At 71.0% G+C, this 23,264-nt stretch carries 25 protein-coding genes; 16 read left to right on the top strand and 9 right to left on the bottom strand.

Features of this window, described 5'->3' with window-relative positions:
• Window positions 1-100 precede the first annotated feature (100 nt).
• Together DGO_RS05110 and DGO_RS05105 are read left to right on the top strand one after the other, a co-directional pair.
• Window positions 101-814 carry a DsbA family protein gene (locus DGO_RS05110; protein WP_014684418.1) on the top strand — a complete coding sequence of 238 codons (714 nt, stop codon included), beginning with the start codon at window positions 101-103 and terminating at the stop codon, window positions 812-814.
• A gap of 7 nt (window positions 815-821) precedes the next feature.
• On the top strand, window positions 822-1,286 hold the full coding sequence (locus DGO_RS05105) for a disulfide bond formation protein B (RefSeq protein ID WP_043801145.1): 465 nt from the start codon (window positions 822-824) through the stop codon (window positions 1,284-1,286).
• An 84-nt stretch (window positions 1,287-1,370) separates the two neighbouring features.
• On the opposite strand, the gene DGO_RS05100 is transcribed toward DGO_RS05105, so the two are convergent.
• The gene (locus DGO_RS05100; RefSeq protein ID WP_014684416.1) at window positions 1,371-2,150 is read right to left on the bottom strand and encodes an SDR family NAD(P)-dependent oxidoreductase; all 780 of its coding nucleotides are present in this window, start codon (window positions 2,148-2,150) and stop codon (window positions 1,371-1,373) included.
• A gap of 108 nt (window positions 2,151-2,258) precedes the next feature.
• Here DGO_RS05100 and DGO_RS05095 point away from each other — a divergent pair, with 108 nt between their 5' ends.
• Entirely contained in the window at window positions 2,259-3,164 is a 906-nt protein-coding gene (locus DGO_RS05095) for a carbohydrate kinase family protein (protein WP_043801144.1), read from the top strand.
• A gap of 7 nt (window positions 3,165-3,171) precedes the next feature.
• Here DGO_RS05095 and DGO_RS05090 read toward each other — a convergent pair whose 3' ends face one another.
• A complete protein-coding gene (locus DGO_RS05090) occupies window positions 3,172-4,527 on the bottom strand; it encodes an HD-GYP domain-containing protein (protein WP_226991461.1) in 1,356 nt (451 codons plus the stop codon).
• 195 nt (window positions 4,528-4,722) lie between these two features.
• Complete coding sequence (gene panD, locus DGO_RS05085; RefSeq protein ID WP_014684413.1) at window positions 4,723-5,085, bottom strand: aspartate 1-decarboxylase; 363 nt, start codon at window positions 5,083-5,085, stop codon at window positions 4,723-4,725.
• A gap of 124 nt (window positions 5,086-5,209) precedes the next feature.
• Here panD and DGO_RS05080 point away from each other — a divergent pair, with 124 nt between their 5' ends.
• The 5 genes from DGO_RS05080 to DGO_RS05060 all read left to right on the top strand — a co-directional run bounded on the left by DGO_RS05080 (window position 5,210) and on the right by DGO_RS05060 (window position 10,942).
• Window positions 5,210-7,765 (top strand): U32 family peptidase, encoded by a 2,556-nt coding sequence (locus tag DGO_RS05080; RefSeq protein WP_043801142.1) that lies wholly within the window; start codon window positions 5,210-5,212, stop codon window positions 7,763-7,765.
• Between the two features lie 57 nt (window positions 7,766-7,822).
• Window positions 7,823-8,584: a type I methionyl aminopeptidase gene (gene map / locus DGO_RS05075; protein ID WP_014684411.1), complete on the top strand. Its 762-nt coding sequence runs from the start codon at window positions 7,823-7,825 to the stop codon at window positions 8,582-8,584.
• A 75-nt stretch (window positions 8,585-8,659) separates the two neighbouring features.
• Window positions 8,660-9,082 (top strand): DoxX family protein, encoded by a 423-nt coding sequence (locus DGO_RS05070; protein WP_014684410.1) that lies wholly within the window; start codon window positions 8,660-8,662, stop codon window positions 9,080-9,082.
• A 76-nt stretch (window positions 9,083-9,158) separates the two neighbouring features.
• Window positions 9,159-9,668, top strand: a complete 510-nt coding sequence (locus tag DGO_RS05065) for a MarR family winged helix-turn-helix transcriptional regulator (protein ID WP_145975253.1) — start codon at window positions 9,159-9,161, stop codon at window positions 9,666-9,668.
• Entirely contained in the window at window positions 9,665-10,942 is a 1,278-nt protein-coding gene (locus DGO_RS05060) for a cytochrome P450 (protein ID WP_014684408.1), read from the top strand. The genes DGO_RS05065 and DGO_RS05060 overlap by 4 nt, the downstream gene beginning before the upstream one ends.
• 30 nt (window positions 10,943-10,972) lie before the next feature.
• Here the strand turns inward: DGO_RS05060 and DGO_RS05055 are convergent, their stop codons facing one another.
• Window positions 10,973-11,518 (bottom strand): hypothetical protein, encoded by a 546-nt coding sequence (locus DGO_RS05055; protein WP_050920689.1) that lies wholly within the window; start codon window positions 11,516-11,518, stop codon window positions 10,973-10,975.
• Between the two features lie 212 nt (window positions 11,519-11,730).
• Between DGO_RS05055 and DGO_RS05050 the strand changes: the two genes are divergently transcribed.
• The 5 genes from DGO_RS05050 to DGO_RS05030 all read left to right on the top strand — a co-directional run bounded on the left by DGO_RS05050 (window position 11,731) and on the right by DGO_RS05030 (window position 16,528).
• Window positions 11,731-12,837: an ABC transporter ATP-binding protein gene (locus tag DGO_RS05050; protein ID WP_226991460.1), complete on the top strand. Its 1,107-nt coding sequence runs from the start codon at window positions 11,731-11,733 to the stop codon at window positions 12,835-12,837.
• Window positions 12,834-13,658, top strand: a complete 825-nt coding sequence (locus DGO_RS05045) for an ABC transporter permease (protein ID WP_043801133.1) — start codon at window positions 12,834-12,836, stop codon at window positions 13,656-13,658. The genes DGO_RS05050 and DGO_RS05045 overlap by 4 nt, the downstream gene beginning before the upstream one ends.
• Window positions 13,655-14,467 (top strand): ABC transporter permease, encoded by an 813-nt coding sequence (locus DGO_RS05040; protein WP_085961034.1) that lies wholly within the window; start codon window positions 13,655-13,657, stop codon window positions 14,465-14,467. Before DGO_RS05045 ends, DGO_RS05040 begins: the two co-directional genes overlap by 4 nt.
• Complete coding sequence (locus DGO_RS05035; RefSeq protein WP_014684403.1) at window positions 14,464-15,570, top strand: polyamine ABC transporter substrate-binding protein; 1,107 nt, start codon at window positions 14,464-14,466, stop codon at window positions 15,568-15,570. The genes DGO_RS05040 and DGO_RS05035 overlap by 4 nt, the downstream gene beginning before the upstream one ends.
• 226 nt (window positions 15,571-15,796) lie before the next feature.
• A complete protein-coding gene (locus DGO_RS05030; protein WP_014684402.1) occupies window positions 15,797-16,528 on the top strand; it encodes a CHAD domain-containing protein in 732 nt (243 codons plus the stop codon).
• A 257-nt stretch (window positions 16,529-16,785) separates the two neighbouring features.
• Here the strand turns inward: DGO_RS05030 and DGO_RS05025 are convergent, their stop codons facing one another.
• Complete coding sequence (locus DGO_RS05025; protein WP_145975252.1) at window positions 16,786-17,133, bottom strand: hypothetical protein; 348 nt, start codon at window positions 17,131-17,133, stop codon at window positions 16,786-16,788.
• Window positions 17,130-18,839 (bottom strand): PhoX family protein, encoded by a 1,710-nt coding sequence (locus tag DGO_RS05020; RefSeq protein WP_043801131.1) that lies wholly within the window; start codon window positions 18,837-18,839, stop codon window positions 17,130-17,132. The genes DGO_RS05025 and DGO_RS05020 overlap by 4 nt, the downstream gene beginning before the upstream one ends.
• 219 nt (window positions 18,840-19,058) lie before the next feature.
• On the opposite strand from DGO_RS05020, the gene DGO_RS05015 reads away from it, so the two are divergent.
• Both DGO_RS05015 and DGO_RS05010 read left to right on the top strand, forming a co-directional pair.
• Window positions 19,059-19,364: a stage V sporulation protein S gene (locus DGO_RS05015; protein ID WP_043801129.1), complete on the top strand. Its 306-nt coding sequence runs from the start codon at window positions 19,059-19,061 to the stop codon at window positions 19,362-19,364.
• Between the two features lie 91 nt (window positions 19,365-19,455).
• Window positions 19,456-20,139, top strand: a complete 684-nt coding sequence (locus tag DGO_RS05010; RefSeq protein ID WP_014684398.1) for a zinc metallopeptidase — start codon at window positions 19,456-19,458, stop codon at window positions 20,137-20,139.
• A gap of 50 nt (window positions 20,140-20,189) precedes the next feature.
• On the opposite strand, the gene DGO_RS05005 is transcribed toward DGO_RS05010, so the two are convergent.
• Window positions 20,190-20,540, bottom strand: coding sequence for an FUN14 domain-containing protein (locus DGO_RS05005; protein WP_014684397.1), 351 nt, complete (start codon window positions 20,538-20,540; stop codon window positions 20,190-20,192).
• 145 nt (window positions 20,541-20,685) lie between these two features.
• On the opposite strand from DGO_RS05005, the gene DGO_RS05000 reads away from it, so the two are divergent.
• Window positions 20,686-21,243, top strand: a complete 558-nt coding sequence (locus tag DGO_RS05000) for an RNA polymerase sigma factor (protein WP_014684396.1) — start codon at window positions 20,686-20,688, stop codon at window positions 21,241-21,243.
• 6 nt (window positions 21,244-21,249) lie between these two features.
• Here the strand turns inward: DGO_RS05000 and DGO_RS04995 are convergent, their stop codons facing one another.
• Window positions 21,250-22,557, bottom strand: a complete 1,308-nt coding sequence (locus DGO_RS04995) for a sensor histidine kinase (protein WP_226991457.1) — start codon at window positions 22,555-22,557, stop codon at window positions 21,250-21,252.
• 13 nt (window positions 22,558-22,570) lie between these two features.
• Window positions 22,571-23,134, bottom strand: a complete 564-nt coding sequence (locus DGO_RS23025; RefSeq protein ID WP_145975251.1) for a hypothetical protein — start codon at window positions 23,132-23,134, stop codon at window positions 22,571-22,573.
• Between the last annotated feature and the right edge of the window lie 130 nt (window positions 23,135-23,264).

Raw genomic sequence — 23,264 nt, 5'->3', positions numbered from 1 at the left:
TTCCGCCCTCGGCGCGCGGTCCCTCCCCCAGTTGGAGGGACCGCGTTCTCATGAGGCCTGAACGCGGCGTGTGAAACTCCACGTTACACTTGACCCCAAGATGACCCGACTGTCCGGAAACAACCAGAACCGCTCCGTGCTGCTCATCGGCACGGTCATCGCCGTCGTTCTCGTCGCGTTGGCCCTGTTCGCGGTGCGCGGCCGTCCGGCCGGCGGCGCGGCGAACACGAGCACCGTGAATTTTAACTACGCCTCGCTGCCCTACGCCGGGCAGGAAAGCGCGCCTGTCAACCTGCTGGTCGTCGAGGACTTCAAATGCCCGGTGTGCAAGCAGTTCGAGGAAACGGTGGCGCCCGAGCTGCGCACCAAGTACGTGGACAGCGGTCAGGCCAAGATGTACGCGCTCGTGTGGCCCTTCCTGGCGCAGGTCGTGGGCCTGCCCACCGACGACAGCAAGATCGCGGCCCAGGCCGGCAAGTGCGTGTACGACCAGCGCGGCAACGACGGCTTTGGCGCCTACAAGTCCATCCTGTTCCGCGCGCAGGGCGACGAGCGCACCGTGTGGGCCACCAAGGACCGCCTCAAGGAACTGGCCCAGAACGTCGAAGGCCTCGACCAGACCGCCTTCGCCACCTGCCTGGACAGCGACGCCACCGCCGCGCGCGTGGACGCCGACGAGAAGCAGGCCAACGACGCGAAGGTGAGCGGCACACCCACCGTATTCGTCAACGGCAAGGTCGTGACGGGCAGCAACGGCCAGAACAGCTGGCAGCTCGCCGACATCAGCGCCGCCATCGACGCCGCCAAGCAGTGACCTTCCGATGAGCCGCGACAACCGCCTGTACGCCGCCTGGGTCGTGGCCCTGGTCGCCACGCTGGGCAGCCTGTATTTCAGCGAGGTGCGGGGCTTCAACCCCTGCGTCCTGTGCTGGTACCAGCGCATCTGCATGTATCCGCTCGCGCTTCTGCTGGGCGTCGCGGCCTTCCGGGGGGACCTGGGCATCCGGGCCTACGCCCTGCCGCTGGCCGTCGTCGGCTGGCTGACCGCGCTGTACCAGAACGCGGAGACCTGGGGCTGGGTGCCGGTCCTCAAGGCCTGCACCACCAACCCTGCCGCCTCCTGCGGCACGCCCTGGCCGGTGTGGGGTGTGGGCAACGACGCCCTGAACACCACCATCACCATCCCGGTCCTGAGCATGATCGCCTTTACCCTCATCATCGCCCTGCTGAGCTGGCGCCGGGTGGCCCGCACGACCGCAGACCAGACGGTGGCTGCACAGGCGTAAGCCCCCGAACCGGCGGCGGCGGCTCCCAGATGGGGGCCGCCGCCTTCCTTTGCGGTAGAGGGGGAGCCGCGCCGGCTCTTTCTCCTACACCGGGCGGCCCGCCATCATGAAGCTCGCGGTCATGCCGCCGTCCACCGGCACGATGGCCCCAGTCAGGAAGCTGGCCTCGGCGCTGCCGAGAAAATACACGACCTGCGCGGCCTCGCGCGGCGTACCCATGCGGCGCAGGGCATGCAGGTCCTCGTAGTCGCGCCGGGTCTGTTCGGGGTCCTCGCTGCTGGCGATCGCTTCCAGCACGCCCTCGGTGCTGATGGCCCCCGGCGCGATGGCGTTGACCCGGACCCCGTGCGGCGCGAGGTCCAGCGCCATCGCCCGCGTGAGGTTCACGAGCCCGCCCTTGCTGGAGTTGTAGGCGGCATTGTTCTGTTCGGCGAACAGGCCCTGCACGCTGGCGACGTTCACGACCGCCGCGCCGTGCGGCATCAGGCCGATCAGCTCGCGCGTGAGCAGCAGCGGCGCAGTGAGGTTCACGCTCAGGGTGCGGGCCCAGCCGCGCTCGCTGACCTCCAGCACGCTGCCGTGCGCGCCCTGATAGGCGGCGTTGTTCACCAGGACATGCACCTGTCCCAGCTCGTGGGCGGCGCGGGCCAACCGGGTCCGCCCGGCGGCGGTCGAGATGTCGGCCTTGATGCGGGGCTGCTTGCCGCGCCCGCCCCCGGCCAGCACGGGGGGCAGGTTCAGATCGGCGCTCAGGACATGGTGGCCGCGCTCGGCGTACAGTTCGGCGACCGCCCGGCCGATGCCGCGCGCCGCGCCGGTCACGACGACGTTGAGAGGGCCGGAGGGGGGGGCGTCGTTGGTCATGGGGTCAGTGTGCCTGCTCGCTCCGGCCCGGACCCCTGTCCCTCAAGGACGGCTCAAGCCCGGACCGCCTGCCCATGGCCCGGCGCGCCGCTTGCTACGCTCGGGGGCATGACCAGCCCGCTGCCCCTGATCGTGAGTGCCGGAGAAGCCCTGACCGACCTCGTCACCGCCGGGGGCAATACCTGGGAGGCCCACCCGGGCGGCGCGGGCTGGAACGTGGCGCGCGCCTGCGCCCGGCTGGGGGTGCCCAGCGCCTTCGCGGGCGCGGTGGGCCAGGACAACTTCGGCGACGACCTGCTGGCCGGGTCGCTGGAGGCGGGCCTGGACCCCCGCTTTCTCCAGCGGGCCATCGCGCCCACGCTGCTCGCGGTGGTCTACAGCAAGTCGCCGCCCGCCTACCGCTTTCTGGGCGAGAACAGCGCCGACCTGCACTTCGACCCCGCCCTGCTGCCCGACGGCTGGCTGGGCGCGGCGCGCTGGCTGCACCTGGGCGGCATCAGCCTGGCGCGCTGGCCGCTGGCCGACACCCTGCTGGGCGTGCTCGCGCAGGCCCGCGCCGCCGGGGTCAAGATCAGCTTCGACCCCAACGCACGCATCACGCACCACCACCCCGATTACCGGGCCGTGTTCACCAAGGTGATCCGGCAGTCGGACCTCCTGAAATTCAGCGACGAGGACCTCGTGTTCTTCTTTCCCGGCCGCAGCGAGGAAGACGCCCTGCGCGAGCTGCGCGGCATGAACGCCCAGGCCCCCATCGTGATCACGCGCGGGGCGGCGGGCGCGAGCCTGTACCACGCGGCGGGCCGCGCCGACCTGCCGACCGTGCCCGTCACGGTGGCCGACACGGTGGGGGCGGGCGACGCCCTGTGCGCCGGGCTGCTGGTGAGCGCCACCGAGCGCCCCGAGGCCCGCTGGACCGAGCACCTCGCCCTGGGGCTGCGCGCCGCCGCCGTGGCCTGCTCGCACGCCGGGGCCTACGCGCCCACCCGCGAGGACCTGGCCCGGCTGGGCTAGGCCTGCCTCAGCGCACCAGTCGGGCGTCGTCGCGCGAACGCACCAGCCGCACGAAGGCTTCGACGTACTGCGGGTCGAAGTGCCGCCCGGCCTGGTCCACGATCTCGTCGAGGGCGCGCTCGACCGGCCACGCGGCCTTGTAGGGTCGCGGGTAGGTCAGGGCGTCGTACACGTCCACGATGGCGAAAAGCCGCGCCGTCTCGGGGATGTTGTGGCCACGAAGTCCCGCCGGGTAACCTCCGCCGTCCCAGCGCTCGTGGTGGTAGCGCACGAGGTCCAGGGTCTCGGCGGGCAGGAAGTGCAGGTCCTGAAGGATGTCGTAGCCCACCATCGGGTGGCGCTGGACGGCGCGGCGCTCCTCGGCGTCCAGGGGACCGGGCTTGTGCAGGATGCTGTCGGCAATGGCGATCTTGCCCAAGTCGTGCAGGTACGCGCCCCAGCGCAGCGCCTTGATCTGGGTTTCGTCCCAGCCCAGACGCCGCGCGAGGCGCACGCTCAGGTTGGTCACGCGCTGGGTGTGGCCGCCGGTCTCGTCGTCGCGGCGTTCCAGCGCGGCCCCCAGCGCCCGCAGGGTCAGTTCGTTGGCGTCACGCAGCTCGGCGATGGCCTGCCCCTGCCCCAGGTGCGCGCCCAGCAGCTGCGAGAAGGCCCCGACGACTTCCTTCTCGCTCTGGCGAAAGGGCACGTCGCCGGGCCGGGCGAGCAGCAGCAGGCCCAACGGCGCGCCCTGCTCGCCCTCGATGGGCACGACGTAATGCTGGCGGCGCTCGGCGCGCGGCAGCAGCGACAGCCCCTGCTCGGCCACCCAGTGGTCGGCCTGCACGCTGCGGCTGTCGTTGTCGCTGGGTTGCAGCGGCCGGTCCATCTGCGTGCGGAACAGCCCCGAGGCCGCCAGGATGTACGGCGCGCCGCCCCGGTAGGCCACGAAGGCGACGTGCGGCGCGGCCCGCAACTGCTCCATGATCTCGGTACCTGCACGCATGATCGCTTCGGGGCTGTGGGCACTCGCCAACCGCTGCGAGCAGCCGCGCAGCGCCTGAACGACCCGCGCCTGCCAGTGCCGGTCCTCGTAGGCCGCCTGCTGCGTGACCGTCAGGTAGCCCAGCCCCAGCACCCCCAGCAGCGCCCCAGCGAGGTCGTCGGGCGAGAGCCGCGCGCCGGGCAGCGCCAACGACAGCAGGAAGGCGGCCGGGTACAGCACCAGTGACGCCCACCGCAGCGCCCCGCCCAGGCTCCAGCTCGCCAGAGCGAACACCAACGAGGCCCCGAGCAGCAGGCCACCCGCCTGCCGGTAGCTCGCGTAGGCCACCACTCCGGTCATGACCAGCAGCAGCAACACGATCCATGGCCGGAGGCGAAACACGGCCGCACTTTAGCACCATGAAGAAGGTCTAAAAGGATAAACCACACAGCGCCGGAGTACTGCCTGAAAGAGTCAACTCGGTGCAATCCGTCTAGATGGGTGGAGGACGCCGGAGCGTGACCGGACCGCCTTTCCGGCCCTCACGGCGTGGGCTGGGCGTCCCCTCCTGAGCGTGTCCGGCTCAGGCGGACGGCTTCAGACCGGGGCGAGTTCCAACAGACGGTTTTGCGCGTCCACCAGCACCACCTTCGGCTCCAGGGTGCGGGCCTCCTCCTCGCTGAAGTTGCCGAAGGCCGCGATGATCACGAGGTCGCCCGGCCCCACGAGGTGCGCCGCCGCCCCGTTGATGCCGATGACGCCGCTGCCGCGCGGGCCGCTCAGGGCGTAGGTGTGCAGGCGGTTGCCGTTGGTGATGTTCCAGATGTCCACCTTCTCGCCCACCAGGATGTCGGCGGCGTCGAGGAGGTCCTGGTCGACCGTGACGCTGCCGACATAGTCCAGATCCGCCTGGGTCACGGTCGCGCGGTGAATCTTGGCCCTGAACATGATGCGTTCCACGAGCGGGCATTGTAGGGGAGTCGCCCCGCCGGAGACCGGACGGCGCTTCATTTGCCCGCCGCGCCCCCGCTTCGCGCCCCACGTCACGCTGTGGCCCACCTGCTTTCGGCTAGACTGACCCGTTATGCCGCGCACCCCCACCAAGCCCGAAGTCATGAGTCCCGTCGGCGGTCTGCCGCAACTGCGCGCCGCCGTGGAGGCGGGGGCCGACGCGGTGTTTTTCGGCGTCAACCCGGTCCGGGGAGAAGGCCGCCAGGACGGCGCGGGCTTCCATGCGCGGGCCAAGGTGGGCTTCGAGGCCGAGGCGCTGCCCGAGATCATGCGCGGGCTGCACGCGCGCGGGGTGCAGGGTTTCGTGACCTTCAACGTGCTGGTGTTCGACCGCGAACTGCGCGACGCCGAGCGCCAGCTCATCCATCTGGCCGAGTCGGGCGTGGACGCGATCATCGTGCAGGACCACGGCGTCGCCCGGCTGGCCCACGAGATCTGCCCCGACCTGCCCATCCACGGCAGCACGCAGATGAGCATCACCTCGGCCGAGGGCGCCGAACTCGCGCGGCGCTTCGGGGCCTCGCGCGTGGTGCTGGGGCGCGAGCTGTCGCTGCGCGATATCGGCCGCATCGCCGCGCAGACCGACATCGAGCTGGAGACCTTCGTGCATGGGGCGCTGTGCGTGAGCTACTCGGGCCAGTGCTTCTCGTCGGAAGCCTGGGGCGGGCGCAGCGCCAACCGGGGCCAGTGCGCCCAGGCGTGCCGGCTGCCCTACGACCTGTTCGTGGACGGCGCGGCGCGCGACTTGGGCGACGCGCGTTACCTGCTCTCGCCGGGCGACCTGTACGCGCTGCATCAGGTGCCGGACCTCGTGAAGCTGGGCGTGGACTGCCTGAAGATCGAGGGCCGCTACAAGGACGCCGAATTCGTCGCCCTGACCACCGCCGCCTACCGCAAGGCCGTGGACGAGGCCTGGGCGGGCCTGCCCCTGAGCGTGACCCCCCAGGAGGAACGCGACCTGGAACAGGTGTACTCGCGCGGGCTGGGGCCGCATTTCATGGCGGGCACCAACCACCAGACCGTCGTGCGCGGGCGGGCGCCGAGGCACCGGGGCGTGCGCGTGGGCACGGTGCGCGGCGTGACCGAGCGCGGGGTGCTCGTCGAACTGAGCGAGACGGTCAAGCCCGGCGACGGCCTGGTGTTCGACCCCGCCAACTGGCGCAAGCCCGAGGGCCGCGAGGAAGGCGGCTTCCTGTACGGGCTGTGGCAGGGCGGGCGACAGGTCGAGGACATCCGCGCGGGAGGCACCTACGAACTGCGCTTCGGGCGCGGCGCGGTGGACGGCCGCCGTGTGCGCGAGGGCGACCCGGTGTGGCGCACCCAGGACCCGACCCTGGCCGCGCGCGTGAAACCGCTGGTGGAGGCCACTGATCCCGTCTACACCCGCCCCGTGACCGCGCACTTCGTGGGCCGGGTGGGTGAGGCCCCGGCGCTCACGCTCGACGACGGCCAGGGTCACCGCGCCACCGCCACGGCGCCCGAGCCCCTGTCGCCCGCCCGCAACCGCGCGCTGGACGAGGCGGGGCTGCGCGAGAGCCTGGGCAAGCTGGGCGGCACCGGCTACCACCTCGCCGGGCTGAGCGCCGAGTTGCAGGGGGCGGGCTTCCTGCCCGTCTCGGCCCTCAACGCCCTGCGCCGCGAAGCCGTGGAGGCCCTGACCGCCGCGCGCGCCCAGGCCCCCGAACGCGCGGCCCGGCCCCGGCTGGAAGGGGCGCTCCCCCAGCACCTCCCCCGCCCCGACACGGCGGCCGGGCCCCGCCTGCACGCGCTGGTGCGCACGCCCGAGCAGCTCGCGGCGGCCATCAAGGAGCGCCCCGCCTCGATCACCCTCGACTACCTGGAGTTGTACGGCCTGGGGCCGAGCGTGGAGCAGGTCAGGACCGCCGGGATCGAGGTGCGGGTCGCCAGCCCCCGGATTCTCAAGCCCACCGAGCAGAACCTCCAGAAGTTCCTGCTGGGGCTGGGCGCGGGCATCCTGGTGCGCTCGGGCGGGCTGCTCGAAGGCTTGCAGGGCCAGGCCGGCGACACGCCGCTGACCGGCGACTTCTCGCTGAACGCCGCGAACCTGCTCACCGCGCGGGCGCTGCTGGACCTGGGCCTCACGCGCCTGACCCCCACCTACGACCTCAACGCCCGCCAGATCACCGAACTGGCGACCCTGGTGGGAGGCGAGCGGCTGGAGGCGGTCGCCTACGGGCACCTGCCGGTCTTCCATACCGAGCACTGCGTCTTTTGCCGCTTCCTGTCGGAGGGCACCGACTACACCAACTGCGGCCACCCCTGCGAGTCGCACCGCGTGGCCCTGCGCGACGAGCGCGGCTTCATGCACCCCGTGATGGCCGACGTGGGCTGCCGCAACACGGTCTTCGAGGGCCGCCCGCAGGTCGCCGCCGCACACCTGCGCGAGTGGCGGGAGGCCGGGCTGCGCGACTTCCGGCTGGAATTCGTGCACGAAACGCCCGAGCAGGTGCGTGCGGTCGTCGCCGCCCACCGCGACTTCCTGGCGGGCGCATGCGGCGTGGCCGAACTCGAAGCGCGCCTGCGCGAGCAGACGGACCAGGGCACCACCGAGGGCAGCCTGTTCGTGCCCCAGGGCTTCGGGGAGCTGGCACTGCTGCCGATGGTGTAGCGGCCGGGAGCCGGGGACACCACCCGTCCCTGGCCGTTGGTGCTAGCCTGATCCGTTATGAGCCGCATTGCCCTGAAATCCGCCCGCGAGATCGAAGTCATGCACCGCGCCGGGGGGCTGGTCGCCGAGACCTTCCGGGTGCTGGAGCCCTACGTCAAGCCCGGCGTGACCCTCAAGGAACTCGACCGCTTGGCCGAGGAACATATCCGCAAGGCCGGAGCCACCCCCGCCTACCTGGGCTACGGACCGCGCACCAATCCCTTTCCGGGGACCATCTGCGCGAGCGTGAACGAGGTCATCTGCCACGGCATCCCCGACGGGCGCGTCCTGATGGACGGCGACATCCTAGGTATGGACATCGGCGTGCTGCTGGACGGCTACTACGGCGACGCCTGTTACACCTACACGGTCGGCGGGGTGAGCGCCGAGGTGCAGGCGCTGGTGGACACGACCCGGCAGTGCCTCCAGGCGGGGCTGGACGTGGTGAAGCCCGGCGCACGGACCGGCGACATCGGGCACGCCATCCAGACGCTGGCCGAGTCGCGCGGTTACGGCGTGGTGCGCGAGTACACCGGCCACGGCGTCGGCAAGCGGCTGCACGAGGAACCGACCATCTACCACTGGGGCGCGCGCTACACCGGCCTGAAGCTGCAACCCGGCATGGTGTTCACCATCGAGCCGATGATCAACCTCGGCACGCCCGAAACGCGCCTGCTGGCCGACGGCTGGACCGTGATCACGGCCGACAAGAAGCCCAGCGCGCAGTTCGAGCACACCCTGGTCGTGACGGCCAAGGGCTGCGACGTCCTGACCCTCTGAAGCGGACCTTCAGCGGCGCTTGAGCGGAGCTTCAGGATCGGCGCCCGGCCGGCCGGGCCGACTCTAGCCTGCCGCATGACCCAGCCAGACCCGTCCGGGACCACCCCCGCCCAGAACGCCGCGCGCCTTCTGCTCGGCTCGGCCCTGATCTTCGCGGGGGTGGGGCACCTCACCTTCGCCCGCCAGGAGTTCCAGGCGCAGGTGCCCGACTCGCTGCCGTTCGACCAGGACGGCGTGGTCCTCGCTTCCGGCGTGGCGGAGATCGCGCTGGGGGCCACCCTGATCGGCATCCCCGCCAAGCGTCGCCGGACTGCCGGAGCGGTGGCGGCCGCCTTTTTCGTCGCGGTCTTTCCCGGCAACATCTCGCAGCTCCTGACCCACTCCGACTCGCTGGGCCTGGACACCGACACCAAACGCTGGCTGCGGCTGCCCGGCCAGCCCCTGCTGATCGCCTGGGCGCTGTGGTCCACGGGCTTTTTCAACAAGAAGGGCAGCTGACCGGACCACCCCGACACCCCCTGGCCCCTTATTGCACTTTGCAATTCCTCATGTGGGCGCGTGAGACAGTGACGGCGTGACCGAACCGCCCCCCTCTGCGCTACTGGCGACGCTACACCCCACTCTGGCCGTGGCCCCAGCCTCCAGCAACCCGCTCCAGGGACCGGAGCTCCAGTTCATGACGGCCCTGTGGAACGTGTGGCAGGCGCTCAGCGGCCAGGGCGAGCAGGCGCTGCGCACGCGGCACGGCCTGGGGCTACGTGCCTTCATCACGCTCTCGCACATCCAGGCCGCCCCGACCTATCCGGCGGCGCTGGCGCAGGCTCTGGGGCTGCCGCGTTACGAGATCAGCCGGGTGCTGGGCGAACTCGAAACGCGCGGAGCCGTGATCCGCACCTCCCGGCCGGGCGAATCCGGCCGCGTCGTCGTGACGGTCACCCCGCAGGGCGGGGCGCTGTGGCGCTCGGCGCTGGACACCCTGGGCATGGCCACGGCGCCTGCCCTGGACACGCTGGGACCGGACCGCGAACATCTCACCTCACTACTGACACGGGTCGCGCAGGCGGCCCAGGGAGACTCCCGATGACCACCGACCCCATGACCCCCGCCGGGCGCTGTCCCTTCCATACCGCCGCCGATCAGACCGGCGCAGGCACCGCCTCGCTGACGCGCCAGGACAAACTCGCCCCCGCACCGGGCGCGGCGATGCCCGACGCGCGCGGCATGTACCGCGTCTACGACTTTCAGGCGGCCCGTGACCTCCTGCGCTCGGACGCGGTCCGGCAGGCCGGATTCATGGCCGAGGTGGCCACCCGCGCGCCGGGCCTGGGCCGCGCGCCGGTCCTCTTCGCCGAGGGCGAGGAACACCACGAGATGCGGCGCTCGACCGCGCGCTACTTCACGCCGACCCATGTCGAGCGCTACCAGCCGATGATCGCGGGGCTGGCCGACGACCTGATCGGCAGGCTGGCGCGCGACGGCGAGGCGAATCTCGACGACCTGAGCCTGAAGCTGGCGGTCGAGGTCGCCGCGCAGGTCGTGGGCATCACCGACAGCGCGGTGCCGGGTCTGGAACGGCGCGTGATGGCCTTCGTCGAACACGGGGCCGACAGCGAGCCGGGCGCGCCGCAGCCCCGGGGCCGGGGCGGCAAGCTGGGGGCGCTGTGGCGCCAGCGGCAGATCCTGGCCTTCTTCCTGCTGGACGTCAAGCCGTCCATCGCCGCGCGCCGCCGCGAGCGCAAGGACGACCTCATCAGCCACCTGCTCGACCGGGGCTATACCGACACCGAAATCCTGACCGAGTGCCTGACCTACGGCACGGCCGGGATGGTCACCACCCGCGAGTTCATCACCGTGGCGGCGTGGCACATGCTCCGGCGGCCCGAGCTGCGCGCAGAGTATGTCCACGGCACCGAGAAGGAGCGTCACGCCATCCTGCACGAAATCCTGCGCCTGGAGCCGGTCGTCAAGGTCCTGTACCGCCGCGCGCTGGAGGATATCCAGGCCGGGGACACCCTCATCCCGCAGGGCAGCGTCGTGGCCCTGAGCGTGCAGGAGACGAACGTGGACCCCGCCATGGTGGGCGAGGACGCCGCGCAGCTGTGCCCGGCCCGCCCCCTGCCGCGCGGCGTGCAGGCGCCGGTGCTGTCGTTCGGAGACGGCTCACACCGCTGCCCCGGCGCCTTCCTGGCGATCAAGGAGAGCGACCTGTTCCTGCGGCGCCTGCTCATCTGGAACGACCTGCATCTGGTCTCGCCGCCCGACGTGGGCTTCAACGAGACGGTCAAGGGCTACGAACTGCGCGGCCTGCGGGTGGGTCTGGGCGGCACCGGACCGAGCGGGGGCGCGGCGCGGGCCTGAGCCGGACGGGCCACGACCGGACTTCTTCGCTCAGCCGCGCCCGGGTTCGCCGCGCCGGGCAGTCTCGCGGGCCGGGAACACCTCGCCCAGAAAGTGGCCCTGGGTGAGCAGGCGCGCGGCCGAGGCCGGGTCGCGGCGCAGGGCGTCCTCGACCCCCTGCGCGACGAGTTCGAGCTGCCTTCTCAGCAGCGCCTCGGGGTCGTGGCCCCCGGCGCGCAGCTCGGCGCGCGCGCCCGGCGTCAGGTTCAGGTAGGCGCGCAGGGTGTCCGGCAGGTACTCGGTGCGGGCCTGCCGCACGAGGTAGGCGCTCTGCGGGTCGAGGGTGTGCAGCGGCGCGTCCTCCAGACGGCACAGCAGGGCCAGGGCGTACAGCCGGTGCGGCTCGGGCAGGCGCAGGGCCAGCGCGGGAGCGGGGTCCCCGGCCAGTGTGGCCGTCTCCGGCAGTGTCGGCACGGACCGGGCCGCCTGCTCCGCGCGCAGCCGTTCCATCGCGTGGCGGTGCATCAGGGCGCGGCGGGCCAGCGGAAAGCCGAACAGGCCGGCGAAAAACATCAGGGGGACGAGTACATCTTCCACAGCGGTTCCTCCGGTGTCCGGCACTGTACGCCGCGCGAGTGAGAAAGCGCGTCCTCCCAAAGGCGCAGCCCCGGACACGGCCCTCTGACCCGGCGGGGACACGCGCCGCTTAGACTTGACCGCGTGAAGACTTCAGTACAGGGGGCCGGCCGATAACCGGGGCGGTCCGGGGCAAGCGCGCCCGCGAACTCTCGCCCGACGCGGCGATCAGTGTGGTGGACGTGTACAAGAGCTACCGGGGCGCGGGCGGTCAGGCCACGCAGGTGCTCGACGACGTGGACCTCGACATCCGCCGGGGCGAGTTCTTCAGCCTGCTGGGGCCATCGGGCTGCGGCAAGACCACGCTACTGCGCATCCTGGCGGGCTTTGAGCAGGCCGACGCGGGCGCGGTGGTCATCGGCGGGCGCGACATGACCGGCGTGCCCGCGCACCAGCGCCCCGTGAATACGGTGTTCCAGAGCTACGCCCTCTTTCCGCACCTGAGCGTGGCCGACAACGTGGCCTTCGGGCTGCGCCAGAAGGGCCTGCGCGGCCCGGCGCTGCGCGACCGCGTGAACCGCGCGCTGGAGACGGTCCGCATTCAGGATTTCGGCGCGCGGCGGCCCGACCAGCTCTCGGGCGGGCAGCGCCAGCGCGTCGCCCTGGCCCGGGCCATCGTGAACGAGCCGGAGGTGCTGCTGCTCGACGAGCCGCTCTCGGCGCTGGACCTCAAGCTGCGCAAGGAACTTCAGGTCGAACTCTCGAACCTCCAGGAGACGCTGGGCATCACCTTCGTGTTCGTGACCCACGACCAGGAGGAGGCCCTGGTCATGAGCGACCGCATCGCCGTGATGAACCGGGGCCGCATCGAGCAGCTCGGGCGCGCCGAGGAACTGTACGAGCGCCCGCGCACGGCCTTCGTGGCGAACTTCCTGGGCAGCAGCAACCTGATTCCCGGCACGGTGGCCGAGCTGACGCCGGAGGGCGCGGTCGTGCGCACCGCCCACGGCCCGCTGCTGACGCTGCACGGCGCGGGCCTGCACGTGGGCCAGGACGTGACCCTGAGCATCCGCCCCGAGAAGCTGCGGATGGAGCGCGACGACGAAACCGAAGGCAACGAGGTGCGCGCCCGCGTGGACGACATCGTGTACACGGGGGCCGAGAACCAGTACCTGCTGGAGGCGGGCGGTCAGCGTCTGATGGCCTTTCAGCTCAACGCCGACATCGGGGCCGACGAGGACTTCGACTACGACGAGGAAGTCGCCCTGTACCTGCCCCCCGCGAGCCTGGTCGTGCTGGAAGACGACCCGCAGGCCCCCATCAGCGGGGCCGCGCCGTGAATCCCCGCCGCTTCTTCTCGACCCTCGGCCCCGGCGTGCTGTGGCTGGCGGCCTTCCTGATCGTGCCGTCGCTGATCATGCTGGGCTACTCGCTGCTCACGCGCACCGACCTGGCGCAGGTGGGGCCGCCCTGGACGCTGGAAAACTGGCAGCGGGTCTTCGGGTACGACGCCCTGTTCCGCGAGTGGGTGCCCGACAACCTGCGGGTGCTGTGGCGCTCGCTGGTCATCGCGGCCCTCAGCACGCTGCTGTGCGTGGTCATGGGCTACCCGCTGGCCTTCTATATCGCCCGGCAGGAAGACCGGCGCAAGCAGATGCTGCTGCTGCTACTCGTCATTCCCTTCTGGATCAACTTCCTGATCCGGGTGTACGCCTGGATTCTCATTCTGCGGCCCTTCGGGCTCTACCCCAGCACGGCCGCCACCTTTCTGGGCATGGTGTACGCGCTGCTGCCCTTTTTCGTGCTGCCAGTGTACGCCAGCGTGGAAAAGGTGGACTGGCGGCTGCTCGAGGCCGCGCAGGACCTCGGGGCCTCGCCGCTGCGCGCCTTCCTGGCCGGCGTGGTGCCGCAGACCCTGCCGGGCCTCATCGCCGGCGTCCTGCTCACCTTCATTCCGGCGCTGGGGATGTTCGTGGTGTCGGACATCCTGGGCGGGGCCAAGACGGCCCTGATCGGCAACCTCATCCAGAACCAGTTCGGACAGGCGGGCGACTGGCCCTACGGCTCGGCGCTGAGCTTCCTCCTGATGGGCGCGGTGCTGCTGGGCCTGTGGCTCTACGCCCGCGCGGCCGGGCAGAAGGGCCTGGAGGAGCTGCTGTGAAGCCCCGCACCTCTCCCCTGCTCGCGGGCTGGGCGTGGCTGGTCTACGCCTTCCTGTACCTGCCGATGCTCGTCTTGATCGTGTTCTCGTTCAACGATTCGCGTTTTGGGGCCACCTGGGAAGGCTTCACGACGCGCTGGTACGGGGTGCTCTTCGCCCGCAGCGACGTGCGCGAGGCGCTGACGAATACGCTGCTCGTGGCCGTGTCCAGCACCCTCATCAGCACGGTGCTGGGCACGCTGGTGGGCTTCGCGCTGTGGCGCTACACCCTGCGCTGGCGCACGCCGCTGACCTTTCTGCTCGTCATGCCCATCGTGATTCCCGACGTGGTCATGGGCGTGATGCTGCTCATGTTCTACGCCCTGGTGCGCGGCGGCCTGGAACTGACCGGCTGGACCTTCGAGAACGGTTTCTGGACGGTGATGTTCGCGCACGTCACCTTCCAGATCAGCTACGTGACCCTCACGGTGCGCTCGCGGCTGGCGGGCTACGGCAAAGACCTCATGGAAGCCGCCGCCGACCTGGGCGCGAACACCTTCCAGGCCTTCCGGCAGGTCATCCTGCCCCTGGCGCTGCCGGGCGTGCTGTCGGGGGCGCTGCTGGCCTTCACGCTGTCGCTCGACGACTTCGTGGTCACGTACTTTACCAGCGGCTCGGGCTTCCGCACGCTGCCGGTGCTCATCTACACGTCGGTCAAGCGCGGGGTCACGCCCGACATCAACGCCCTGAGCACCCTGCTCATCGTGTTCACGGTCGTGGTGATCGTGGCGGGCAACGCCCTGCTGCGCCCGCGCCGGGGGCGGGCATGAGGCGGGCGGGCTGGCTGCTCGCCGGGCTGCTGCTCGCGGGCTGCCACCGCGTCGAGCGGGCCGATCCCGCCAGCGAGGGCAACGGCACGACCACGCCGCCGCCGAGCAGCCAGGGCGACGGACGGACCCTGCGCATCTTCATGTGGTCGGACTACATCGACCCCCAGGTGGTCAAGGACTTCGAGAAGCGCGAGGGCGTGCGGGTGGTCATCGACACCTTCGAGAGCAACGAGAACATGCTCGCCAAGCTCCAGGGCGGCGGCGCGAGCTACGACCTCGCCACGCCGAGCAACTACGTCGTGCAGACGATGGTGCGCGCGCAACTGCTCCAGCCGATGGACAAGGCGAAGCTGAGCCACTTCGGGAACGTGGCCGCCGGCTTCCTGAACCCCAACTTCGACCCCGGCAACACCTACACCGTGCCCTACCAGTTCGCGGCGACGGGGCTGGCCTACAACTCGGGCCGCTACGTGCCCCCGGAGGAGAGCTGGCGGCTGATCTTCGGGCCCGAGGACCGGGTGCGCTTCGCCCTGCTCGACGACCCGCGCGAGGTGATCGGCGCGGCCCTGAAATACCTGGGCCACAGCGTGAACAGCACCGATGTCGAGGAACTGCGCGCGGCCCGCGACCTCCTGCGGCGCACGGTGCGCAAGCGCGGTTTCGAGTCCTTCTCGGGCGGCCCGGAGACGCGCAACAAGCTGCTGGCGGGCCAGATCGACCTCGGGCAGATCTACGTGGGCGACCTCCTCCAGGGCGCGGCCGAGGACCGGCGCCTCAAGGTCTTCCTGCCCCGCGAGGGCACCACCATCAGCACCGATACGCTCGTGCTGTTGCGCGGCAGCCCGAATCCGGCGCTGGCGCGGCGCTTCGTGAACTACGTGCTGGAGCCGCAGGTCAGCGCCGCCATCAGCAACTACACCTACTACGGCAACCCCAACCGCGCCGCCCAGCCGCTGCTCGACCCCTTCCTGCGCGCCCAGAAGGCCTTCAACCCCAGCGCCGAGGACTTCTCGTCGGGCCGGGTCGAATTCATCAACGAGCTGCCGCGCGGCGCGGCCCCCAGGCTCTACGACCGCATCTGGACCGAGCTGAAAAGCCGCTAGGACTGGGCGGAGGGGGCGGCCCCCCTTCCCCGGAACTGCATGGCGCGGGTTACGGACACCTGTCGAAAGACCTGTCCCGCACGGGCTTCGCGGCCTCGCCCGCATAAAGTTGACATGGCCCGTATCCGGCGCTATATTTTCTTTATCACCGTCCGAAAGGGCGGTTTTTTTGTTTTCCCTTCAGGAAGTCCGGAGAAGGCAGGCCCCCGTGTTACGGTGGAAACCGATGCCCAGGACGCCCAACCGACTGCTCGAAGACCTGTGGCCCGCGTTGGCCCAGGGCGACCCGCAAGCCGTTCACGAGGCGCGCAAGCTGACCCGCAAGGTCGCCGCCGAGCTGAAGCTGGGGGACGCCCCCAAAAAGACCCGCCGGGCCTGGCGCGACCTGCGCCGCGCGGTCGCTCCGCTGCGGGACCGCGACGTGGCCTTCGGGCACATCGGAGAGGCACTGGACGAACTGGGGCAGGGCGGCGCGGGCCGCGAGGCCTTCGCCGCCGACTGGGGGCGCCAGCGCGCCGAGGCGGTCGCGGCCCTGAAGTTGCCGAAGGTGCCTACCGACGCCCCGCGCCCGAAGCACCTGGGGCGCCGGGCGCGCGAGGCCCTGACCGAGCAGGCGGGCGAACTGCTGGCGTCCGGCCCCGGCGTGTTGAAGGCGCGGCGCCCCGACACCTGGCACGAGTGGCGTAAGGCCCTGAAGAACTACCGCTATACCCTCGAACTCCTGCGCGAGCCGCCGGATGCTCTCAAGGCCGTGCTGGACAGTCTGGGCCGCCTCCAGGACGCCGAGGTCGTGCTGGATATCCTGGAGCACGAGCCCTGGCTGGAGGGCGCCCGCGCCGACCTGATCGCCCGCGAGCGCCGCATCCGCCTGGAGAGCCGCAAAGAGGTGCGAGCGCAGTGGCCCGCCCTGGAAGCGCACCTGAATCGGGTGCTGGAAACTGGGGGCCGCAAGGACTGAAGGGGGTCAGGGAAGGGGCTTTCCCTACCGCGCCCCCGACCGACTTCGTCTCTCTGCTGTTGGCCCTGCTCGGCTGAGGGAAGTCCAGAGGTTCCCTTCAACTCTCCTGGCCACCACGCCCATAGCGGTGCTCAGGTCCATGGAGGGGCAAATCACACGTCCCTCCATCCCCTTTCTGGCCGCTGTCCTGCTCAGGTGCTTGCCCCGCGGAATGCAGAGGGACCAAGGGCAGCCCTTGATCCCTTTGCATTCCGCGCTCAGTCCGGGCGGTTGAGGGGACGGGCCGAGTCCAGCCAGCCCCACTCGCGCAGGTAGGCGCGAAAATCCAGCAGCAGGTCGTCGGCGTCGGCCTGGGCCCCGGCGTCCAGTGTGCGCCGCCACGCCTCGCCGGTCGCGCGGGTGTAGGCCAGCAGCGGGGCGGGCGCCCCCAGGAACTCGTCCAGCGAGTCGAGCAGGGCCTCGTAGCGCGCGCGCTTCCAGGGCTTCTGGCGGGCGGTCTCGCTCAGGAAGTCGTCGGCGGCGTGTTCCAGCAGCGCCGTGCGGCCCACGATCCAGGGCGCCTTGATGGGCGGCAGGCCGGGCACTTCGGGCAGGCCGGCGGTCATACGCGCCAGCCCGGGAAGCCCTCGATGGCGACCAGCGTCGGGCGCGGGATGCGCGAGCCGGGCCTGGCCCCGAAGGAACTGGTGAGCTTGTCGAGGCTCTCGCTGTCCTCGCCGGGGTGCTGGATGGACACGAACAGCGTCTTGCCGTCGGGCGACCACACCGGGCCGGTCATTTCGGCGTCCACCGGGCCGATGGCGAAGCGGTGCGCCTTGCCGGCGTTGGGCCCCTCGGTGGCGAAGAAGAACATGGCGTTGTTGCCGTGGTACGCCTTGATGGGATTGGTCGAGAGGTCGGAGTTGTCGGTGACCATCCACAGGTTGCCGTAGGGGTCGAAGACGAGGTTGTCGGGGCTGGAAAAGCCGCTCTGGGGGCCGCCCACCGCGAACACGTCCCACAGGAAGGTCTGGGCGGTCCAGTCGTCGCCGGTCTCGCGGAACTTGATGATCTGGCCGAAGTAGTTGCCGTGCTTGGCGTTGTTGGTCAGCGAGGCGTAGACCTCGCCGGTACGCGGGTGAATCTCGATGTCCTCGGGGCGGTCCACCGGGGTGCCCCCCACCGCCAGGGCCGAGGCGCGGGCGTCGGCCAGCACGTCGGCCTGATTGGCGAACAGCGCCTTGCCGTCGGCGGCGCGGGCTTCTTGCAGCTTCTTGTTCTTGGCGTAATCGAGCAGCACCCACGACCCGTTGCCGAAGTTGGCGACGTACAGGTCGCCGTCGGCCAGCAGGTCGCGGTTGGCGGCGCGGTTGGCGGGGTCGTACCTGCCCCGACTCACGAACTTGTAGATGCAGGCGTCCTGCATGTCGTCGCCCATGTACACGACCATACGGCCGTCCTTGGCGACGGTCACGGCGGCGTTCTCATGGCGGAAGCGGCCCATCGCAGTGCGCTTCTTGGGCATCCAGGCGGGATCGAAGGGGTCGATCTCGGTCACCCAGCCTTGGTGCATGGCGTCGTAGCCGGTGCCGGGCCACGCCTTGGTATAGCCGTCCACGTTCTCCTCGCAGGTCAGCAGGGTGCCCCAGGGGGTCTGCCCGCCCGAGCAGTTGCCGATGGTGCCGCGCACGGTCGTCGCGCCCTTCACGGCGGCGCTGCCCCGCGCCGGGCCGGTCAGCTCGATCTCGGTCATGGCGTCGATGCGGCGGTTGCGGGCGTCGGGCACGATGCGCCACTCGCGGCCTTCCTTGCGCACGCGCACCACGCTCACGCCCATCGCGCGCATCTCGGCCTCGATCTGGGCCCCGGTGCGCTCCTTGGTGTCGCCGCCCACGAACAGGGCGTTGACGTACTCGTGGTTGATGGTCAGCAGGGCGTCGGTGCTGCTGCTACCCCCTTCGAGCATGTCGATGGGAAAGTACCCGATGAAGTCGTGGTTGAACCCGATCTCGCGGCCGTCCGCCGTGAAGACCTCGCCCCAGGGGGCCAGCGTCTGGTAGCGGTAACCCTGCGGCAGCGTCATGGCGTCGGCCTTGCCCGCCGGCACGGGCCGGAAGGGGGGCAGGCTGCGCGGCGTGACCTTCTTGGGGTCCACGGTGGCGGGGCCGCCGTTGTTCACGGCCTCGGCGTCCGACAAGGTCAGGGGCAGCGTGGCCGCAGCTGTGGCGAGCGCCGCCGAACCGATGGCGCCCCGGCGGGTCAAGCGAGTGTCGAGCAGGCGGTGCCAGAAGCTCTGCTGAGCGGAGGAAGGGGCAGCTTCAGGATGATTCACGGTTATCACCTTGCCCGCGAGATGTCACTGGGGCTTCAGAGGAGCTTCAGGGCAGCGTCAGGCGGGCGGCTGCCGGTCAGCTTTTTTGTCAGACTTCCGTCATTGGGGGGCCTGGATGGCGGCGTTGCTGCCGGGTCGCCGGGCCGCTTACACTGAACCGCTGAGCGGCCCTGCCCTGTCCAGGGGCGGCCACAGGCCCAGCGGAGGAGAACCAGACCCGTGCCCCCCGAACAGCTTCGCGTTTCCGGCCAGTCCCGCCCCAACGCAGTCGCGGGCGCCATCGCGGCCCTGCTGCGCAGCCAGGGTCAGGTCGAGGTGCAGGCCATCGGCCCGGCCGCCGTCAATCAGGCCGTCAAGGCCATCGCCATCGCGCGCGGCTACCTGACGGGCAACCACCTCGACCTCACCGTGCAGCCGGCCTTCGTCAAGCTCGATCCGGCGGGCGCACCGGCTTCCGATACCCCAGCCCCCGAGGAACGCACGGCCCTGTGCCTGATGGTGTTCGCCTACCGTACCGACGCCTGAATCGCCAGTCGTCCCTCAACTCCCTTTGTGCTTCGCCTCATGGAACCTGAGTGCGGGGCGCTAAGATATGGGTGGAGGATTCCCGACTGCTATGGATATTCTTGGCCCCTATACCCCGCTGATCCTGCTGATCTTCGTCGCCTCGATGCTCATTCAGGCGGCCCTGACCCGCTCGTACCGCAAGTGGAGTGGGGTACGCAACGCCCGCAACCTGACCGGCGCGCAGGTCGCCCGCATGATGCTCGACGAGAACGGCCTGACCCACGTGCCGGTCAATGCCGTACCCGGCAATCTGTCGGACCACTACGACCCGCTGGGCAAGACCGTGAACCTTTCCGAAGGTGTGTACGGCGTGCCGAGCGTCGCGGCAATGGCCATCGCCGCCCACGAGGTCGGGCACGCCGTGCAGGACAAGGTGCGCATGCCCGCGCTGGTGCTGCGCGGCAAGATGGCCGTGCCGCTGAGCCTGGGCATGAACCTCGCGCCCTTCATGGTGCTGCTGGGGGCAGTGCTGCACTTCAGCGGCCTGCTGTGGGTCGGGGTGGTGCTGTTCGGCGCCGCGCTCGTCTTTCATCTCGTGACCCTGCCGGTCGAGTTCGACGCCAGCCGCCGGGCGCTGGCCTACCTCAACGGCCGTGGCCTGAGCGGCGGCGGCGAGGGCCAGAAGGGCGCCCAGGGCGTGCTGACCGCCGCCGCCCTGACCTATGTCGCCGGATTCGCGATGGCGCTGGCGCAGCTCCTGAACGTGCTGGGCATCGCCCGCAACAACGACTGACCGGAAGAGGGCGCAGGGGGAGGCGGGCCCGTCGCCCCCTCCCCCTGCGCCTACCGCCGCAGCCGCAGCCCGAGCAGCAGGCCCGCCCCGAACGCCCCCGCGAAAGGCAGGCGGTCGGTCAGGACCTTCAGGACGTTCTGCCACAGCTCGGGGGCGGCCCGGAACCACGGCCCCGAGAGCGTTTCGAGCCGCAGCCAGTCCACCGTCACGATGCCTGCCCAGGCGAGCAGTTGCACGGCGATGAAGAGCAGCCCCACGCTGATGAGCAGCGCCCGCCCGGCGGCCCGCAGCGCCATGCCGCAGGCCAGGCCCAGCACCGCACCCAGGCTCAGGTCGGGCAGCGCGGCCTGAGTGGCCGAGGCGAGGGAAGCGAGCGCGGCGGGTTCCGGCACGGCCCCCATGCTATCCCGGCGCGGGCCGCTTCGTGGCCTGTGCCACGTTTGTTCCGCCGCGCCCGGCTGCGGGCAGTATGTTAGGCAGGACGTGGATATCCCGACAGGTCTCCCCCCCCTCCCTGATTCCAGCGCCGCCGCGCCGGCCGGCGACGTGCTGAGCGCCGAGGCGCACGGTCAGCTGGCGGCGGGCGACGAGGCGGCGTGGCACGCCTTCATCACCGCCTACGAAGGCCGCATGTACGGTTACCTCTACCGTCTGGAGGGCAACAGCGAGGACGCCCTGGACCTGACGCAGGAGGTGTTCTACCGCGCGTGGCGCTCGATCCAGACCTTCCGGCCCGGCGAGCGGGTGCTGCCCTGGCTGTATCAGGTGGCGCGCAACACCCAGATCGAATCCCACCGCCGCAAGCAGCTCCAGCGCTTCTCGCTGGAGGAGGCGCGTGAAGACGTGGGCTTCGAGGTACCCAGCGCCGCGCGCACGCCGGTACAGGCCGCCGAGAGCGAGCAGGCCCAGGACCGCGTGCAGCGCGCGCTGATGCGCCTGCCCGAGGAGTACCGCGAGGCCGTGGTGCTGCGGTTCGTCGAGGACCTGCCCTATGAGGAGATCGCGCGCATTCAGGGCGTGGCGACCGGCACGGCCAAGAGCCGGGTGTTCCGGGCCAAGGAGCAGCTCGCGGACCTGCTCTCGGACGTGAACGACCTGCACTGAGCCGGCTCAGAAGGGGGTGGGAGGCACACCCAGGGTCAGGCGGGCGAGGGTGCCGCCGCCCGGCGCGTCCTCGAGGATCACGTCGCCGCCGTGGGCGCGGGCGTAGCGCCTCGCCAGCGACAGGCCCAGGCCCTCGCCCTCGATGAGGCCCTGCGGGCCGCGCTCGTAGGCCAGAAAGGCCCGCGCGCGCATCTCGGGACTCAGGCCCTCGCCGTGGTCGCGCACCAGAATCTGCGGGCGGCCCCCGACCTCCAGCAGCGACACCTCGACCGGTCCGGCCGTGTACTTCAGGGCGTTCTCGACCAGATTCTCGACCGTCTGGCGCAGGCGGTTGGCGTCCACCAGCCAGACCAGCGGGGCGGGCGGGACCTCGACCCCCACCCGCAGCCCGGCGAAGGCGCGCAGCAGGCTGCCCAGGTCGCGCGGCGCGAGACGCAGGTTCACGTCGAGGTACAGCTCGTTGAGGCGGGTCAGGTCGGCGCGGCTGGCGAGCTGGGTCACGCTGTCCTCGACCAGGGCCAGCAGGTGCTGGCGCTCGGCCACTGTTCCCGCCTGACGCAGCAGGTCGGTGGCGAGCAGCAGCTGCTGGAGGGGCCGGCGCAGCTCGTGGCTCGCCAGGCGCAGGGCCTCACGCTGCCGGGCCTCGCGGGCAGAGAGGCGGTCGCGCTCCTGCTGCCACAGCCACAGCGCCCGCACGATGAGCAGCACGCTCAGGAGACCGGTCAGGACCGCCGTCCAGATCAGGGCCTGGCGCAGCAGCGACACCAGTTCGATGTTCTGGCGGCTCAGGGCCGCCGCGTGCAGGGCCGCCTGCACGTTCAGCCCGATGGCTTCGGTGGCCGCCGCCGCGACCGAGGCGTCGGTGTCCCGGAGCAGCAGGGCGTCCACATGGTCGAGCCGCGCCTCGCCGTAACTCTGCACCGACGACAGCCGCCGGAACTGTTTCTGGTTGCCCGAACTCGACAGCGCCCGCTCGCGCACGTCCTCGCGCTCGGCGGCGCTCAGGCCGGGTTGCAGCCGGGCCACCTGATAGGCCTGCACGTCCTGCACCAGCCCCTGATAGGCGTAGGTCCAGGGCCGGACCACGAAGCGCTCGGGCCGGAAGGCCGGCAGATTGACGAGCACCAGCAGCGCCGCCGTGAGCATCAGCGGCAGCGCGGCCAGCAGCGCCTCGCGCAGGACCGCCGCGCGCGACACCCGGAAGCGCAGCAGCCGCCAGCGCAGGGCCGACGGCCCCCCGGCCACGTCCGCCTGCGGAGCCGGGGTCAGGGCCGCCTCGGCCCCGGCCCCACCGGAAGGCGGAACACGGCCCACGCTCGGCGCCCGGTCACTTGCCGCCCTGGGCCCCGGCCTGCACCGGGGTCAGGCGGTTGACGTACCACACCCACGCCCCCGAGTAGGCCAGGGTCCGGTAGCGCGCCGGCTCGGGGGGCAGGACGACCGTCAGCGGGCCCTTGTCGCGCACGCTGATGGCGTGACCGTCGGCCTCGTAGGCCACCATGATGGGCGCGTTCAGATAGTCGCGGGCACGGATCAGGGCGAGGTAACCGTTGCTGGCGTAGAGCCGCAGGTCCTGTCCGCCGAAGCCCCCGAGTTCGGCCAGGTCGCGCAGCGTCACGCCCCTGTAACTGAAGCTGCGCCGCAGCTGCGGCTGCTCGACCCGGTAGGTCACGCTGGGCAGCGCCCGGAGCTGTTCCAGGGTCAGGACGCGCGGGGACGTGCTCGGCCCCAGGGCCAGGATGGGAGCGGGGCGCGCCGCCGGAGGAACGGCCGCCGGCCCACTGCCGGCCGGCGCCGGCGCCGCCGTCACGTCCACCCCGCCCAGGCACAGCGCCCCCACCAGACCCCACACCTTCCACCCGGACTTCCTGCTGGCGACGCGACCGTTCACGCGGGACATTCTACCGGTCGGCCGGTCATTCGGGGCGGCCCTTTCGCCCAGGGCCCCGTCCCGCGCCGCCTGACGCCTAAATGAGAAAAAGGCCACCTTGCCTGAGCCGGGGCATCAGGCCCAGGTCAAG

Origin of the sequence: Deinococcus gobiensis I-0 (assembly GCF_000252445.1) — a bacterium.
Taxonomy (GTDB): Bacteria; Deinococcota; Deinococci; order Deinococcales; family Deinococcaceae; genus Deinococcus; species Deinococcus gobiensis.
This window is presented reverse-complemented; position numbering and strand designations above follow the sequence as displayed.